This is a genomic window from Listeria weihenstephanensis, assembly GCF_003534205.1.
Taxonomy (GTDB): domain Bacteria; phylum Bacillota; class Bacilli; order Lactobacillales; family Listeriaceae; genus Listeria_A; species Listeria_A weihenstephanensis.
Window position 1 is genome coordinate 1,480,489 of the sequence record NZ_CP011102.1, and the last position, 17,462, is coordinate 1,497,950.

The following is a 17,462-nucleotide window of genomic DNA, read 5'->3' on the forward strand; positions in this document are numbered from 1 at the left end:
GTGAAGACAGTTGAATAAGAAAAAATTCTGGCTCGCGGGGATCGCTATCATTATCCTCGCGGCCATTCTTACCTTTTATTTTATCCAGAAAGAGCAGGAGAAAAAGCGGGAAGAAGCGCGTGTTGCGGTCCAACTGGTGGCAATGGGTGATTCGCTGACGGAAGGCTCTGGTGATGAGGATAAAAATGGTGGTTACGTGGGCATCATTGAAACGAAGCTTGCGAAACGGGAGGATGTCAAAAGTGTAACGACGGAAAATTATGGCGTTGGTGGTAATCGGATTGATCAGTTGATGAAGCGTTTAGATACCCAGCCTGATTTTCAAAAAGATGTGAAAAAAGCGAACGCAATTTCGATTACAATCGGTGGTAATGATGTCATGAAAATCGTTCGTGCGAAGCTACTGGATGCAAAGAAGGAAGATTTCACGACGGCGAATAAAACCTTTGAAACCAATTTGAAACAGTTGTTGGCGGAGATTCGCACGCTGAATCCGAAGGCACCTATTTATGTATTCGGTATTTATAACCCTTATACGACTTATTTTAGCGAAATGAAAGTCTTTGATGAGATTATTTCGGAGTGGAATACTTCAACAAAAGAGATACTTGCAAAAATGGATGACACATATTTTATTTCGGTGAACAAGCAGTTGGAAGAACGTTCATCCACGCGTGAGGGAAAAGCAAATCCGAATTTGTCGGGGGATCTTTTCCATCCAAACCACAGTGGTTACACGAAAATGGCGGATGCTTTATATCAAAAAATAGTGACAGCAATTCATAATGGAAATATAAAATAGAGAAGGTGACGGCTGTTGAGGTCAAAAGATAAGCAAACAAACTACTGGAAATGGGCGTTTTTAGGTTTTATCGCGATTGTGATAGCTAGCTTTGCCTGGATTTATATGTCGATTTTCTGGTTTTCACCGAACGTTCCAGAAGACGCGGGCAGATTAGTTAGCACGAAGGATATGGTGGAGTTTCCAACGCAAACAAACAAGGCGGACTTGAATAAATTGATCGCGCATTATTTGCAGGAATTTCAGGAAGATCAGGATGCGGATATCGCCTATGATGTGTATTTAGCGGATGATGTTGTTTTTAAAGCAGAAGCAGAATTTCTAGGGCAGCCGGTTGATATTAGTATTAATTTCTCACCGACACTGCGAAAAGACGGTGTCGTAGTATTGCAGCAAGTGGATATGAGGGTTGGTGCGTTGCCACTTCCGGTTTCTTATGTGATGAAGTATGTGAAAAGCCAGTTCGAGTTGCCGAATTGGGTGACGATTTCGCCGAAGCAGGAGAAAATTTATTTAGACATGAACAAATTGAAGCTTAAAGGTGGTATGAAAGTACGTGTTGATGCGCTTGATTTGAAGAAAGACGATATTTCGTTTACACTGTTAGTACCGACAGAATAAGATTGGGAGGCTAAAAGTATGAGTGAAAAAGCAATTTTTGCGGGTGGCTGTTTTTGGTGTATGATCAAGCCGTTTGATACGCAACCTGGTATTGAGAGTGTTGTGGCAGGTTATACTGGAGGTCACACGGTAAATCCGACATATAAAGAAGTATGTAGTGAGACAACCGGGCACACAGAGGCTGTTGAAATTACGTTTGATCCAGCTGTTTTTCCATACGAGAAATTAGTGGAAGTTTATTGGCAACAAACGGACCCGACGGATGCTGGTGGTCAATTTGTAGATCGTGGTTCATCATATCGCCCTGTCATTTTTTATACATCAGAAGAGCAACGCGTTATCGCTGAAAAATCGAAAGCGGATTTGGATGCTAGCGGTCGTTTTAAGCGTCCGATTGTGACGGAAATTGAGAAAGCAGCGCCGTTTTATGTAGCGGAAGAGTATCATCAAGATTTTTACAAAAAAGATCCGAACCATTATAAAAACTATCGCAGTCATTCGGGAAGAGATCCGTTTATCGATTCGAATTGGAAGGGATGATGTACTGTGAATAAAGAAGATAAAGAAAAACGTTTGAAGGAATTAGATGATTTACAATATAAAGTGACGCAGGAAAAAGGAACGGAACGCCCATTTGAAAATGAATTCTGGGATAATAATCAGCCTGGTATTTATGTGGATATTGTTTCGCGTAAACCGCTTTTTTCATCGCTTGATCAGTATGATGCGGGATGTGGTTGGCCGAGTTTTACGAAGCCAATCGATACGCTTGAAGTATTGGAAAAACGCGATTTGTCGCATGGTATGATTCGAACGGAAGTAAGATCAGCCGAGGCGGATTCACATTTAGGACATATTTTTCCAGATGGCCCGCGTGAAACTGGTGGGATGCGTTATTGCATCAATTCTGCAGCGCTTCTGTTTATTCCGAAAGAAGCGCTTGAAAAAGAAGGTTTCGGCGAGTATTTGCCGTTTTTTGAAGGAAAATAGGATAGTATACGAACAATGTTTGATGACCCTTACTGGTTTATGATAGAATTAGAATCGGTAAAAGTTCTAGTTTGTGATTTTAGAGGAGGAATGACGGTGCTTAAAATTGCTGTGCTTGGTTTAGGTGGGATTGCTCAGAAAGCTTATTTGCCAGTGTTCGCGCATTTAGATAACGTGGAAGTGCATCTGTTTACGAGGGATTCGCAGAAATTGAAGGCGATTAGTGAGAAATATCGGTTTCATAATACGCATGGTTCGATTGATTCGATGATTCGTGCGCGGGTTGATGCGGCTTTTGTACATACGTCAACGGCGAGCCATCCAGAAATTGTACGCGCGTTTTTGGAAGCAGGAATACCTGTTTATGTGGATAAACCGGTCGCGGATAATTATGAAGTGACGAAGGAATTAATAGATCTCGCTGAGGCGAAAGATACGTTATTGATGGTCGGTTTTAATCGGCGGTTTGCTCCTCGTTATGCGGAAATTGCGCAAAAATCGGTCGATATTAATATGATCTTGATGCAAAAACATCGGAAGGCGCAAGCAAGTGAAGCGCGGACGTTTATATTTGATGATTTCATTCATGTTGTGGATACGGTTCTTTATCTACTGGATGCTCCCGTGGAACAAATGCATGTTGTGCCAACGATGGATGGGAAGCTACTTTCGGCGATTACGGTTCAATTTGTTGCGAATGGGAAGACTGCAACGGCGATTATGAACCGCGATAGTGGGACAAGTGAGGAACGCTTAACGGTGTTTACTTCTGAGGCGAAATTGGAAGTCGAGCATGTGACGGAACTTCATGTATATGAGGGAACGGGTCACAACATTGCTCGTTTCGGTGATTGGGAGACAACGCTTTATAAGCGCGGTTTTGAGAGTATTATTATGGCGTTTATTGATGCTGTTCGACATGGAAAAAAAGAACCGGTTTCGAAACACTCAGCATTGGAAACACACCGGATTTGCGAAGAAATTTTGCAACATGTAGAGGGCTGAAAAGAAGAGAGGAATGGACAACTTGGCAAGATCGTTTTATCACTATTTAATGACATACCGCGATACGATTAAGCGTGATGCGGCGACAAAATTTGCGAATGATGCTTTTAAAGATCATAGTTTTCCTAAACAGTCTACTGATTATTATGAGTTGTGCGAGTATCTGGAGCTAAATGCTTCGTATATTCCGAGTATGACATTGTTTGATGATGTATGGAGTCAATATATTTTGGATGAAGAAAAAAATGGGAGGCGTTAATAATGAGTATTCATATTGAGGCAAAACAAGGCGAGATTGCAGAAACGATTCTTTTACCAGGGGATCCGTTACGCGCGAAGTACATTGCGGACACTTTTTTAGAGGATGTTATTTGTTTTAATCAGGTTCGTAACATGTTTGGTTACACTGGAACGTATAAAGGCAAACGAGTATCGGTGATGGGGACTGGTATGGGGATTCCGTCGATTTCGATTTATGTAAACGAGCTGATTCAAAGCTATGATGTGAAAAATTTGATTCGCGTTGGTACGATGGGTGCGATTCAAAAAGACGTGAAGGTTCGCGATGTGGTTATTGCACAAGCGGCTTCGACGGATTCACAGATAAACCGCAATACGTTTGCTGGTGTTGATTTTGCACCGGTGGCTGATTTTGAATTGTTGAAAAACGCGTACGATGCCGGTATTGAAAAAGGCCTTGCAATGCGTGTGGGGAATGTTTTTTCGGCGGACCGTTTTTATAATGAGCAGCTGGATAAGCAACAATTAGCGGATCATGGCGTGCTTGGAATCGAGATGGAAGCAGCGGCTTTATACACGATTGCGCAGAAATTTGGACGTAAAGCGCTGGCTATTTTGACAGTAAGTGATCATATTTTTACAGGCGAAGAAACGACATCCGAAGAGCGACAAACGACATTTAATGACATGATTGTTGTTGCGTTAGAATCCACGTTAAAGTAGGGATATGCTAAATACGGGGGAGAATCTAACGAAGGAAGGTTACAAAACAAGATGATGCATTTTATTTCATTCATGATAGCGCTGAGTTTAGCTGGTTTTCATACGTCGGCTGATTATCTTGCTGGAAATATTGATCAGGCGCAAACGACGACGGAAAATAGTGGGACGACGGCAAGTAAAGATTATCAAAAAGATCCACTGTATCCGTATATCGCGATGCAAAATAAGCTGGTGGAGAAAAATGGTGTGGAGTACATCACGAATCCAGAGAACATATTGGTGTTGGCGAATAAAGAGTACTCTCTTCAATCAACGTATGTGCCACCAGACTTAGTCGTGCCAAATGTTTCTTTTTCATTCGGTGATGAGTCGCTTGAAAAAGCACACATGCGTGAAGAAGCGGCTTCACAATTAGGTGCCATGTTTACAGCTGCGAAACAGGATGGGCTTGCGTTACATGCTGTCTCGGGATATCGTTCTTATAAACGTCAACAAGAGGTTTTTGGTGCGGAGGTTGCAGCGAAGGGTGAGGCAAAAGCGAAAGAAGCGGTTGCTGTTCCTGGAACAAGTGAACACCAAACAGGACTTGCGATGGATATATCATCACTGTCAGCTGATTTAAATTTAACGGAAGCTTTTGGCGATACCCCTGAAGGGCAATGGTTACAAAAGAATGCCCATAATTATGGCTTTATTTTGCGATACATGAAAGGCAAAGAAGCTGTGACGCAATATCAATATGAATCTTGGCATTATCGCTATGTTGGCAAGGATGCAGCGACGATTATTTATGAAAATGATTGGACGCTTGAGGAATTTTTCCAGCATGTGCAGGCTTTGCAAAAGAAAATTGATGGTGGAACGGCGAAATAAGATAGGGAGCTCTCACGTGATGTGGGGGTTCTTTTTTGTGGTTTATTTTTAAATATGTCGAAAAAGTCATAAATAAACTCTCAAAATCGGAAGTACTGTATTTTTTATTATTGTATAAGATGGTAGGCTGTTAAAGTGGTCTTAAATGAAAGATACTTTAGGAGGAAATTAAAAAATGGTAATTAAAAAAATGGGTGTTGCAACAGCTGCTTTGGTTATGTGTGTGAGCTTACCCTTACAAACGTACGTGACGGCAGCAGAAAACCCGCAGAATTATTCAATGAAAGCAGAAAATAAACTAAAAGCTAGTCAGAGCGATAATGAAGGATCCTTTTCTGATGTGACAGACTATTTTTCGGTGGTTCCAGGAGCTAATTCATTCGTTGATAAAAACACCGTTACAATCACACCAGATGCTTCTTGGCAAAAAGGTGGTTTATGGTCAAGCGAAGAAAATAAAGTAGATTTAACGAAAAACTTTCATTTAGCTGCTGACCTCTATATGGGGAATAGCCCACAAAGTGCAGATGGTATTGCTTTTGTCATGCAGAATGATAGTCGTGGTAAAAATGCTTTAGGTCAAGACGGCGGCGGACTGGGCGTCTATGGACAAAATTACATTAAAAATGCATTGGCAATAGAAGTCGATAGCTATGATAATGCAGATACTTTTGATTACGGGTTAGGCAAGGCTAACCATATTGCGATTACTGTACCAACAGCAGCTAGACCTGTTCATGAAGCGGTGAGCCGATTAGGGACAGATGAAATTTTTGCTGATGGACAATATCATCCTATTAGCTTTGATTGGGATGCGAAAACGAAAACATTAAGCTATGCATATGGCGCATATACTGGAAGTTATGTTGTCAATGACTTGCAAGCCACTTTTGGTGGAACAGAGGTTATTTTTGGATTTACAGGTTCCACTGGAACATATAAAACATTGCAACAAGTGGAGATTACAGAACTTCAAGTGAACGGTATTTCCCCAAAAATGAAGATGGAAATAAGTGATAAAAACGGAAACAATAATGGAAAAGCAGAGCCATCTGAGATGGTTAGCGTAGCCACTACTATTTCAAATGAAACAAACGATGCATCTCCTTTTAATTTACAATATGGTGTGAAACTCGATCCATTATTTGATGCAGATACTGTGTCCAATATAGAGTTGAAACGGAATGATGGCCAGATTTATACGGTGACGAAAGAGCAGCTATTAAATAATGAAGTACAATTACCATTTGCTGATCCATCAAACACGTTCACACTAACATATGATGTGAAAGTCCGACCAGATGCTAGTCCAAAAGGCACAAAGTTAGAAATTTCTGCTACAGGTAAAGTGAATGGCGTAAAATATACAGCAGCTGGATCTATTGTCCTTCGAATTCCAGGTGAAAAACCAGTCATTACGGCTAGTGATAGTAGTCTGAAAAAAGGTATGACATTTGATTCTATGGCTGGCGTTAGTGCGGAAGATGTAGAAGATGGTAATTTGACGAATAATGTTAAGATTACGGCAAATGATGTAGACACATCGAAGATCGGGACGTATCACGTGACATATAGCGTGACAGATAGTGACGATAATACAACAACGAAAACAATTACAGTAACAGTAACAAGTAATGATGCACCAATTATTAATGCAGTAGATAAATCTGTGAAAAAAGGTATAATATTCGATCCGCTGGCAGGTGTAAGTGGGACTGATACAGAAGATGGTAATGTAACAAGTAAAGTGAAAGTAACAGAGAATGATGTAGATACATCCAAAGTGGGTACGTATCATGTGACATACAGCGTAACCGATTCAGATAACAACACTACTACAAAAACAATTACTGTCACTGTAACAAGTAACGATGCACCGACAATAACTGCAAGCGATAAGACACTCAAAAAAGGTGGCACATTTAGCCCGCTGGCTAGTGTAACAGCTAGTGATGTAGAGGATGGCGATGTGACTAATAGCATTAAGGTAACGGCGAATGACGTAGATACATCCAAGGTAGGCACGTATCATGTAACATACAGTGTGACGGATTCGGATAATAATACCACCACAAAAACGATTACAGTCACAGTAACAAGTAACGATGCGCCAATTATTGTAGCGACAGACAAAACCATCAAAAAAGGCACTGTATTTACGCCTTTAGCAGGGGCTACTGCAAATGACACGGAAGATGGTAATGTAACCAGCAGTATAAAGGTAACAGCGAATGATGTAGATACATCCAAAGTTGGTACCTATCATGTAACGTATAGTGTGACGGACAGTGATAAGAATACGACTACTAAGACAATCACGGTTACAGTAACAAGTAATGATGCGCCAGTTATTACAGCTACGGATAAAACAGTGAAAAAGGATTTGACATTTAATCCAATGGCTGGGGTGACGGCAAATGATACAGAAGATGGTGACGTAACGAGCAAAATTCAAATCACGGCCAGCGACGTCGATATTACTAAAGTAGGCACATATCATGTAACTTACAGCGTAACCGACAGTGATAACAATACAACGACAAAAACGATCACAGTTACAGTAACAAGTAATGCAGCGCCTTCTATTACAGGGGTTGACAAGACGCTTAAAAAGGGTACGGCGTTTAACCCATTAACAAGTATGAGCGCATTTGACTTGGAAGATGGTGATCTTACTAACCAGATTAAGGTGACAGCAAATGATGTGGACACGTCGAAGGTTGGTACGTATCATGTAACATATAGTGTGACGGACAGTGATAATAACACGACTACTAAGACAATCACGGTTACAGTAACAAGCAATGATGCTCCGGTTATTCATGCAACAGATAAAACGATGAAAAAAGGTATGAGCTTTGATCCTTATGCTGGTGTAACCGCAACGGACACAGAAGATGGTGATATTTCCATTAAGGTTAGTATTACGGCTACTGATGTAGACATGAATCGAGTAGGCACATATCATATCACGTATAGCGTGACGGATAGCGATAAAAATACAACCACAAAAACGATTACAGTAACAGTAACGAGCAATGATGCACCAGTTATCCAGGCGTCAGATATTACAATGCGTGTGAACAAACCGTTCAATGTTAAAGAAGCGGTTGTTGTTACAGATACAGAAGATGGTAACATTACGAATAAACTAGAAATCGTCGCAAATGATGTGAATATCGCGAAAGCTGGCGTATATCATGTCACCTATAGAGCGACAGATTCTGATGGTAATACAACAACGAAAACAATCACAGTGACAGTTTTGACTGATGACGCACCAATTCTAACAACAAGTGATATCTATCTAAAAATTGGAGATGTATTCAATCCAATGGACGGAATTACTGCGAATGATACGGAAGATGGTAACTTAACTAGCAAAATTAAAGTGGACAGTAATGATGTTGATATGTCGAAGGCTGGAATGTATACAGTCGTGTACAGCGTAACGGACAGTGATAATAATACAACCAAGATCACCCGTCACGTTTATGTTCGTACGAATGATGCGCCAGTCATTCATGCAAATGATCTCACGTTTAAAGCAGGTGCTGTATTTGATGTGAAAGCCGGAATTACCGCAAGTGATACAGAAGATGGTGATATCACAAATGAGATAAAAATTATAGCTGATGATGTTGATGCAACGAAAGCCGGTACGTATCATGTCACCTATAGCGTTACAGATTCTGATGATAATACCACCACAAAAACTATTATTGTGACTGTGTTGACGAATGAAAAACCAGTTATCGATGCTAACGATATAACGCGTAAAGCGCATCGTCCAATCGATCGGATGGCAAATGTAACGGCATCTGATTTAGAAGATGGAGATATCACAGGCAGTATCAAAGTTGTTGCAGATGACGTAAACATAGACGTACCTGGAGAATATCATGTTACGTACAGTGTTATTGACTCGGATGGCAATGTAACAGAAAAAACAATTACTGTGACAATTTTAAGTAATGAAAAACCAGTTATCACAGGACAAGATAGTCAGTTTAAAGCTGGCCGTACTTTTGATCCATTAGCGGGTATTAGTGCGAATGATGCGGAAGATGGCGATATTACAAGCAATATTACAGTCGTATCGAATGATGTGAATCCAGAAATAGCAGGTGTTTATCATGTGACATATAGCGTTACCGATAGCGATGGAAACACAACAGAAGAAACTTACACGGTAACGGTTCTAACAAACGAAAAACCTGTTATCCATGCAAGTGACCAAACGCTGACATACGGGCAAGCATTTGATCCGATGGCAGGGGTTACCGCGTCTGACTTAGAAGACGGAGACATCACAGGGAGCATTACAATTATTTCAAATGATGTGAATCCAAATCAAGCTGGGATTTATCATGTGACTTACAGTGTCGTCGATTCAGATGGTAATGAAACACAATACACGATTACTGTTCTTGTCGGTGCACAGCCAATCGTTCCAGTTGTACCAGTGGAACCAGTTAAGCCAGCAAAACCTGTAGTGCCAGTTGCTACAAGTACACCAGTTGTATCCAAACCAGGTAAAACAATTCAACCGGTGGCAAATCAAGTAGCGCAAATAACACCAAGTAAAGCTTTACCAAAAACAGGAGACGAATCAGAAACTAATACACTTGTTATTGGTGGACTATTAGCTGCTCTAGGTGCATTATTCTTGCGTAGAAAGAAATAGATAAATTGGAAACGAGAAACTCCTGCATTTGAGGGGTTTCTCGTTTTATGTTTTAATGAGTTGACTTTTATACCCCCTGTAGGTATAATAGGGTTATAATTAAAAAAAGGAGTGGTTGGTAATGACACATGATAACCCGATTATACCTCGTTCGGATGAAGATACGAAACAGATTTTAAATCGTTTACGGCGCGTGGAAGGACAGGTTCGTGGTATTCAGCAAATGGTGGAAGCGGATCGCTACTGTGTGGATATTTTAGTGCAAATTTCAGCGGCAAATTCAGCGCTTAAGAAAGTAGGTTTGCAGGTGCTAGAACATCATGCGAAACATTGTGTGGTGGATGCTGCGCAAAACGGTGAATCAGACGAAGTGATGGATGATTTGCTAAAAGTGATTCGTCAATTCTCAAAGACGTAATTTGTAAAGGGGGTATTTTTCAAAATGGAAGCAAAACGACAAGATTTGAATGTATTTGGCATGACGTGTGCGGCTTGTTCAACGCGTGTAGAGAAGTCGTTGAATAAGGCGGCTGGAGTGGAGAAGGCCAATGTTAATTTAGTGACGGAAAGTGCAGCGGTCTATTATGATCCTGATCAAATAAGCGCGGAACAATTGATCGATATTGTGAAGCACGCGGGCTACGATGCCGCAGAAAAAATGTCCAAAGAAGAGAAAGATGCCGTTTTGGATAAGCAGTTTAAGCGGGAAGTACGACGGTTTATTTTGTCGGCTATCTTGGCGTTACCGCTACTATTAACGATGGTGACGCATATTCCATATTTACATCATACGGCTTTTGCGATGGGTGTGGATGCGATTATTAGTCCGACGATACAGCTGATTTTGGCGACGGTTATTCAGTTTTATATTGGTTGGCGCTTTTATGATGGGGCGTATAAGTCGCTTCGTGGTAAGAGTGCGAATATGGATGTGCTCGTTGCGCTGGGAACGTCTGCAGCATATTTTTATAGTGTTGCGGAGTATGTGAGGCAGCTGCTCAATCCGAATGTTGTGGCGCATTATTATTTTGAGACGAGTGCCATTTTGATTACGCTGATTTTACTTGGGAAATTACTTGAAAGTCATGCGACATCGAAGACCACGCAGTCGATTGCGGGACTATTAAAACTTCAATCAAAAGAAGCGGTCGTGATTCGTGAGGACAAAGAGTGGAAGGTTCCTGTCGATGAACTCGCGATTGGAGATGTGATTCTAGTTCGACCAGGTGAAAAAGTGCCGATTGACGCGCTGGTGCTTTCTGGTGAAACGAGCATTGATGAGTCGATGATTTCGGGTGAGCCGGTTCCTGTGGAGAAGAAGGCTGGGGATACGGTGATTGGCTCGACGGTGAATTTTGATGGGGCATTTCAGGCAAAGGTAACGAAACGGATGGACGAGACGGTGCTTTCGACGATTATTCAACTTGTGGAAGAGGCGCAGGGCGTGAAGGCCCCGATTCAACGGTTGGCGGATAAGATTTCGGGTATTTTTGTGCCGATCGTGCTTGTGATTGCGGTCGTGACCTTCGCAATTTGGATGCTTGCGGGCGGCGGATTTGAACAAGCATTGCAAGTTGCGATTGCTGTGCTCGTGATTGCCTGTCCATGTGCGCTCGGACTTGCTACACCGACTGCGATTATGTCGGGAACGGGAAAAGGTGCGGAAACAGGGATTCTTTTTAAGGGTGGCGAGCATTTAGAGCGTACTTCTAAAGTGGATACAGTGATTTTTGATAAAACTGGGACGCTTACGGAAGGCAAGCTAAAAGTGACAAACATGTTGGACGGGCATTCTGATTTTAAAGCTTTTGCGGTGGTGCTGGAAAGTCAGTCGGAACATCCGATTGCAAAAGCTGTTTTGGCGCATCTGGAAAATGAGGAGGTGCCAGCAGTTCAGGCTGAAAAGATTCGTGCGAAAGCGGGGCACGGTGTCGTTGGTTTGCTAAACGGCTCGAAAGTATCGCTAGGCTCGTATCGCTTTATAAGTTCTTCTGCGGCGGTCCCAAAAGATGCCGACGATGAGATGAAAGTATGGATGGAAGCGGGCAGAACGATTGTGGCGATGAGCATAGATGGCGACTTTGCAGGAGCGTTTAGCTTGCAAGATACTCCTCGAAAAGAAGCGAAAGAAGCGATCGCGAGACTTCGGGACATGGGTATCAAAACGGCGATCGCATCGGGAGATCAGCGTGTTGTGGTTGAAAATATTGCAAAAGAGCTCGGGATTGATGCTGTTTACGCGGAACAGTTGCCGAATGATAAGAGTGAACTCGTATCTGGATTACAGAAACAAGGCCGTGTTGTTGCTTTTGTTGGGGATGGAATCAATGATGCACCAGCGCTTGCAACGGCCGATACAGGAATTAGTATTGGGACTGGTACGGATATTGCGATTGAAACGGGGGATGTCACGCTTGTTGGACACCAGTTAACGCTCGTTCCACAGACGATTCAGCTGAGCCGAGCAACGATGCGTAATATTCGACAAAACTTTTTCTGGGCACTGGCTTATAATTGTGCTGGAATTCCGATTGCGGCGCTTGGATTATTAGCTCCATGGGTAGCGGGTCTTGCGATGGCGGGTAGCTCCGTATCGGTTGTGGCTAACGCGCTACGCTTAAAACGGATCAAATTAAAATAAAAACTAGGACAGGAGTCTTGGAAGTGAGGTTAAAAGGACTCATTTTTAAGATTTTCCTGTCTTTTTATTGACATTGCGTTCATTTTTGTTTAATATAATAAACAAATAGATGTAAGGAGTGGTTGGAGATGCAACGATATACATATTTAAAATTGGCTTTGAAAGAAAATCACATGACGCTACAACAAGCCGCAGACAGGATTGGTGTGACAAAAGGATATTTGAGCCAACTCGTTAATAATAAAATCAAGGAACCAAGCGCCCAAAAATTACAAGCGTTACATGAGATACTAAGTTTAGAATATCCACCGAAAGAGAAAAATATCGGCGTCGTCTTTGGTAAGTTTTATCCGCTACATACGGGGCATATTTATCTGATTCAGCGGGCGGCAAGTCAGGTGGACGAGCTTCACATCATTCTTTGCCATGATCAAGAACGCGATTTTGAGTTGTTTCAAAAGAGTTCGATGACGAAACAGCCAACAGTGGAGGATCGCTGGCGTTGGTTGTTGCAGACTTTTAAATACCAACAAAATATTAAGATTCATGATTTATCAGAGAATGGGATTCCACCCTATCCAGATGGTTGGGATGAATGGGCGATTCGGGCGAAGAAGTTGCTCGCAGATAATCATATTCAAGCTAATGCGATTTACTCAAGTGAGCCGAAAGATGCGATTAAATATCAGGAATTACTTGGTGTAGATACGATCGTTATTGATGCAGAACGTTCTTTTATGAACATCAGTGCCACGCAAATCAGGCAAGAGCCGTTTCATTATTGGGATTATATACCGACAGAAGTCAAGCCATTTTTTGTTCGGAAAGTGGCAATTCTAGGTGGTGAATCGAGTGGGAAATCGACGCTTGTTAATAAATTGGCAAACACATTCAATACGACGAGTGCTTGGGAGTATGGGCGCGATTATGTTTTCTCTCATCTAGGTGGGAATGAGAAAGCACTACAGTTTTCCGATTATGACAAAATATCACTTGGGCAGGCGCAATATATAGATTTTGCTGTGAAATACGCCAATAAAGTAGCTTTTATTGATACGGATTATGTGACCACGCAAGCATTTTGTATGACTTATGAGGGGAAAAAACATCCTTTTGTACAGGCAATGATGGAGACGCAGCGCTTTGACCTCGTTATTTTGCTCGAAAATAATACGCCGTGGGTCAATGATGGATTGCGGCATTTAGGAAGTAAGGCAAAACGGAAAGATTTTCAAGATTTATTGGAGCGTTTGTTAACGGAAAATGATATTCCTTATATTGCGATTACTTCTGGAAATTATGAGGAGCGATATCTTGAGAGTATTCAATTGGTAGAACAACTATTGAACGATAAAAAGGAGCATTCAAATGAAATCAGTCATTATGAAGATTGGTCGGAATAAGGTTTATCCGTATATTTGTGTTTTACTTGTCACGCTTGCGTTTTTAGCAACGAATCCGCTCACGAACTTTGAGTGGCGCTACCTATTATCCTATTTTGGAGCTGTTTGTGGTTTGATCTGCGTTATTTTACTTGCGAAGGGGAAAAATAGTGGGAACTTTTTCGGTATGTTGGCGGCTTTTGGAGAAATGAGCGGCAACTTTTTAGGGCGAAATGTTGGCGCGGCGCTACCGAGTATTTATTATTTTGTGACGCATATTTTCGGTTTGGTGACGTGGAGAAAACATATGAGTGTCAATCAAACGTTGGAACCGCGTAAACTCACGGAGCGTCATTTTGGCATCGCGATCCTTTTTATTGTTGGTGCTTCATTTGTGAATATGTTTTTAACTGGTATTCTGGGCGTTGTCAACGATCCTTATCAGTTGATGTTGAATAATTTCATTTTCGCACTCGGCGTAACAGCTCAATTTCTGATGATTACCAGATTTAGTTTTAACTGGTATTTATGGATTATCATGAACATCCTTGTTATTTCGCTTAATATCTATACGAAAAATCCGATTATCGCGACACAATATGCTATTTACCTTTTTAATGCGGTGTATGGATTATTGGAATGGCACGAGGCGGAGAAAAAGCGAGTATTATCCGTGCAATGATTACCTGGGTAGGGTATAATGAAATAGAGACGAATAACGAAGGAGTGAATAAAAATGGCCAAATTGGTAGTGGAAGTCGAAGGTATGAGCTGTGAGCACTGCGAAAAACGGGTGCGCGAGGCGATTGAGTCTGTTGAAGGTGTTGAAAAAGCAGTTATTTCACTAGACGCTGGAACAGCAGAAGTAACGTATGATGATGGTAAAAAGGTACAAGACGCCATCGCAGAAGCCGTGGATGAAGCAGGTTATGAAGTCGTTGTTTAAGTTTAGTGAAGCCAAGTAAGAGCAAGAAGCCATTCACCGCGCTTGCCTTACTTGGTTTTTTCTATGTCGTTTGAGCAACTAAAGCTACCTTTTCTCGTCAAAAGCTGATAGAATAAAAAGAAGTTAGAAATAAAAAATACTAGCAGGTTGTTTAGTGAGGAAGCGGTGAGCAGAAGAATGGAAGAAGGACCAACGAACTCAAATGAGCCGAACAGTGAGGACAAAAAAGAAGTCACGCCACAAAAAGGCTTTATTAAAATGAAAATTTTCCCGTTTGTGATGCTATTGTTAGGTTGTGTTTTTGCAACGGCATTAGTAACAGCAGTTGTTATGTCTGTTGGCGGGGATAAGGAAGTAAAAGTCTCCATTCCCGATCGGAAGGAATTTACGAAGCTTTATAATGTCTATGATGAAATTCAGAAAAAATATTACAAAGACGTTAATACTGATAAGATGATGGAAGGCGCAATTACAGGGATGGTAGCATCTCTTGGCGATCCGTATTCTAGTTTTATGACAAAAAAGGAAGCGGAAGACTTTGATAGTACGATTTCTTCTAGTTTTTCTGGTATTGGTGTAGAAATTCAAGAGAAAGATGGCTATATCACAGTGGTGTCGCCAATCAAGAATTCTCCAGCAGAAGCAGCGGGCTTGCGTCCAAACGATAAGATTGTCGAAGTGGATGGTAAATCGATTAAGGGTATTTCTTCTACGGACGCCACAACGAAGATTCGCGGTAAAAAAGGAACGAGCGTGACACTTACGATTTCTCGGCCAGGTACAGATCAACCATTTGACGTGAAAATTGTCCGCGATGAAATTCCGATAGAAACCGTGTATTCAGAAATGGGCGCTGATAAAATTGCAACCGTCCAAATTACTACTTTCTCTGAAAATACGTATAGCGAACTTGAAAAAGCGCTTAAAGAATTAGATAAGAAGGGCATGAAAGGTTTAGTCGTTGATCTACGTGGGAATCCAGGTGGTTTACTCGATCAAGCAGTGGATATCGCAAGCCTGTTCTTGCCAGATGGTAAAGTGATTGTGCAAGAAGAAGCGAAAGATGGTACGAAACAGTCCATTAAAGCAGACAGCAGCGCGCACAATGGTTACAAAGTGAAAGTTCCTGTGACGATGCTAATTGATGAGGGGAGCGCAAGTGCATCTGAAATTTTGGCAGCAGCAGCCCGTGAATCAGCAGGTATCAAGCTTGTTGGTGCGAAATCATTCGGTAAAGGTACTGTTCAAACCGCGGCGCCGCTAAGCGATGGATCTCTTTTGAAACTGACTGTAGCGAAATGGCTAACACCAGATGGCGAATGGATTCATGAAAAAGGTATTAAACCAGACGTAGCAGTTGCGTTGCCAGCTTATGCAACGATGGCGATTCCTGATGCATCTAAAACCTATAAAGAAGGCAGTTTTGGTGATGACGTTAAAACAATCGAATCGATGCTTTCTGCGCTAAAATATAACGTTGGTAAAATAGATGGCCTGTTCGATGCAGACACAACAGCTGGCGTTAAAGCATTCCAAACAGCAAGCAAAATAAAAGCAGATGGCATTGTGACTGGTGCAACGACAACCGCCTTGATCACAGCCATTCAAAAAGAACTAAAAGCGAACGATCCACAGCAACAAAAAGCAATCGAGTTAGTAAAAGAACAATTGAAGTAAGGAGGGCTTTACATGGACAATTTTCTTGAGATCGAAACATCAGTGAAGCGAGTTTTCAACAGTTTTCGCCATGAAGTAGACTCCATTTTAGATCGTAAAATGACAGGCGGGGAATTCCGCGTTCTGAGTCTGATAGCAAGTGGTGTGAGCCGAACGACAGATCTAGCAAAAAAATTAAACGTATCTGCGAGTCATATTACCGCTATAACCGATTCACTCGTAGCAAATAATTTCATCACCCGCCACCGCTCAGAAGTAGACCGCCGGATGATCGAGTTAAAACTAACAGAAGAAGCCATAACCTTCGTAGCATCTATCGAAAAACAAAAAAAAGCAATGATTGTCCGCCGCTTCTCCGTGTTCACCGACGAAGAACGCGAGCAATTTCAGGTATTGCTGAAGAAATTAGCAGATAACTAGAAAAGCTGAAAGAGCCCGTTTAGCCTCGACAGAAATTGTTAGGGGGCGCAGACAAATCCCGCACTTGGATTTTGCGGAGGCGCCACCCCATCAACTACCCTAAAAATGTTGATACTGTAGTTGTTTCGGATTCCCAACTTCAATCCTCTAACAAAGAGCTAATTCGAAACGTAGTATCATTAGAGCCGCTGATGGATTTCATACTCACTATAACTATGCTCTTATCATTTGGGGCTCTATAAATCTCATAAGTTCCTCAAAAAAGTAGGAATGCTGTATTTCCCATTGAAAAATGGTGTTATACAGCATTCCTATTTTTATGCGTGTTTTCGGTAAATCGAACGCTGGATTAAAACTCATGGAAAAGCGGAATGTGATGAAACCATCCTATTCCCCCTGTTTTATCTTCTAAATAAATCCCCTTTACAAACCAAATAAAGTAGGCTATACTAATC

At 41.6% G+C, this 17,462-nt stretch carries 16 protein-coding genes; all 16 read left to right on the plus strand.

Features of this window, described 5'->3' with window-relative positions; genetic code table 11:
- Positions 1-10 precede the first annotated feature (10 nt).
- The 16 genes from UE46_RS07210 (at position 11) to UE46_RS07285 (ending at position 17,007) form a co-directional block, all read left to right on the plus strand.
- Positions 11-802, plus strand: a complete 792-nt coding sequence (locus UE46_RS07210; protein ID WP_036062894.1) for an SGNH/GDSL hydrolase family protein — start codon at positions 11-13, stop codon at positions 800-802.
- A 15-nt stretch (positions 803-817) separates the two neighbouring features.
- A complete protein-coding gene (locus UE46_RS07215) occupies positions 818-1,423 on the plus strand; it encodes a YpmS family protein (RefSeq protein WP_233231002.1) in 606 nt (201 codons plus the stop codon).
- An 18-nt stretch (positions 1,424-1,441) separates the two neighbouring features.
- On the plus strand, positions 1,442-1,963 hold the full coding sequence (gene msrA / locus UE46_RS07220; protein WP_036062898.1) for a peptide-methionine (S)-S-oxide reductase MsrA: 522 nt from the start codon (positions 1,442-1,444) through the stop codon (positions 1,961-1,963).
- A gap of 6 nt (positions 1,964-1,969) precedes the next feature.
- Positions 1,970-2,413 carry a peptide-methionine (R)-S-oxide reductase MsrB gene (gene msrB / locus UE46_RS07225; protein WP_036062900.1) on the plus strand — a complete coding sequence of 148 codons (444 nt, stop codon included), beginning with the start codon at positions 1,970-1,972 and terminating at the stop codon, positions 2,411-2,413.
- Positions 2,414-2,509: 96 nt separating this feature from the next.
- Complete coding sequence (locus UE46_RS07230; protein WP_077912598.1) at positions 2,510-3,418, plus strand: Gfo/Idh/MocA family protein; 909 nt, start codon at positions 2,510-2,512, stop codon at positions 3,416-3,418.
- Between the two features lie 22 nt (positions 3,419-3,440).
- Positions 3,441-3,677 carry a YozE family protein gene (locus UE46_RS07235; RefSeq protein ID WP_036062943.1) on the plus strand — a complete coding sequence of 79 codons (237 nt, stop codon included), beginning with the start codon at positions 3,441-3,443 and terminating at the stop codon, positions 3,675-3,677.
- Between the two features lie 2 nt (positions 3,678-3,679).
- Positions 3,680-4,381 (plus strand): purine-nucleoside phosphorylase, encoded by a 702-nt coding sequence (gene deoD / locus UE46_RS07240; protein ID WP_036062904.1) that lies wholly within the window; start codon positions 3,680-3,682, stop codon positions 4,379-4,381.
- Positions 4,382-4,432: 51 nt separating this feature from the next.
- On the plus strand, positions 4,433-5,254 hold the full coding sequence (locus UE46_RS07245; protein ID WP_036062905.1) for a M15 family metallopeptidase: 822 nt from the start codon (positions 4,433-4,435) through the stop codon (positions 5,252-5,254).
- A 175-nt stretch (positions 5,255-5,429) separates the two neighbouring features.
- A complete protein-coding gene (locus UE46_RS07250; protein WP_051493058.1) occupies positions 5,430-9,941 on the plus strand; it encodes an immunoglobulin-like domain-containing protein in 4,512 nt (1,503 codons plus the stop codon).
- Positions 9,942-10,062: 121 nt separating this feature from the next.
- Entirely contained in the window at positions 10,063-10,359 is a 297-nt protein-coding gene (locus UE46_RS07255) for a metal-sensing transcriptional repressor (RefSeq protein WP_036062908.1), read from the plus strand.
- 24 nt (positions 10,360-10,383) lie between these two features.
- Positions 10,384-12,582 carry a heavy metal translocating P-type ATPase gene (locus UE46_RS07260; RefSeq protein ID WP_036062911.1) on the plus strand — a complete coding sequence of 733 codons (2,199 nt, stop codon included), beginning with the start codon at positions 10,384-10,386 and terminating at the stop codon, positions 12,580-12,582.
- A 128-nt stretch (positions 12,583-12,710) separates the two neighbouring features.
- Positions 12,711-13,985: a multifunctional transcriptional regulator/nicotinamide-nucleotide adenylyltransferase/ribosylnicotinamide kinase NadR gene (nadR, locus tag UE46_RS07265; RefSeq protein ID WP_051493059.1), complete on the plus strand. Its 1,275-nt coding sequence runs from the start codon at positions 12,711-12,713 to the stop codon at positions 13,983-13,985.
- The gene (pnuC, locus tag UE46_RS07270; protein WP_036062913.1) at positions 13,951-14,646 is read left to right on the plus strand and encodes a nicotinamide riboside transporter PnuC; all 696 of its coding nucleotides are present in this window, start codon (positions 13,951-13,953) and stop codon (positions 14,644-14,646) included. The genes nadR and pnuC overlap by 35 nt, the downstream gene beginning before the upstream one ends.
- A gap of 54 nt (positions 14,647-14,700) precedes the next feature.
- On the plus strand, positions 14,701-14,910 hold the full coding sequence (locus UE46_RS07275) for a heavy-metal-associated domain-containing protein (RefSeq protein WP_036062915.1): 210 nt from the start codon (positions 14,701-14,703) through the stop codon (positions 14,908-14,910).
- A gap of 177 nt (positions 14,911-15,087) precedes the next feature.
- The gene (locus tag UE46_RS07280) at positions 15,088-16,587 is read left to right on the plus strand and encodes a lmo1851 family serine protease (protein WP_036062917.1); all 1,500 of its coding nucleotides are present in this window, start codon (positions 15,088-15,090) and stop codon (positions 16,585-16,587) included.
- Positions 16,588-16,599: 12 nt separating this feature from the next.
- Entirely contained in the window at positions 16,600-17,007 is a 408-nt protein-coding gene (locus tag UE46_RS07285; protein ID WP_118907507.1) for a MarR family winged helix-turn-helix transcriptional regulator, read from the plus strand.
- The last annotated feature ends 455 nt before the right edge of the window (positions 17,008-17,462 follow it).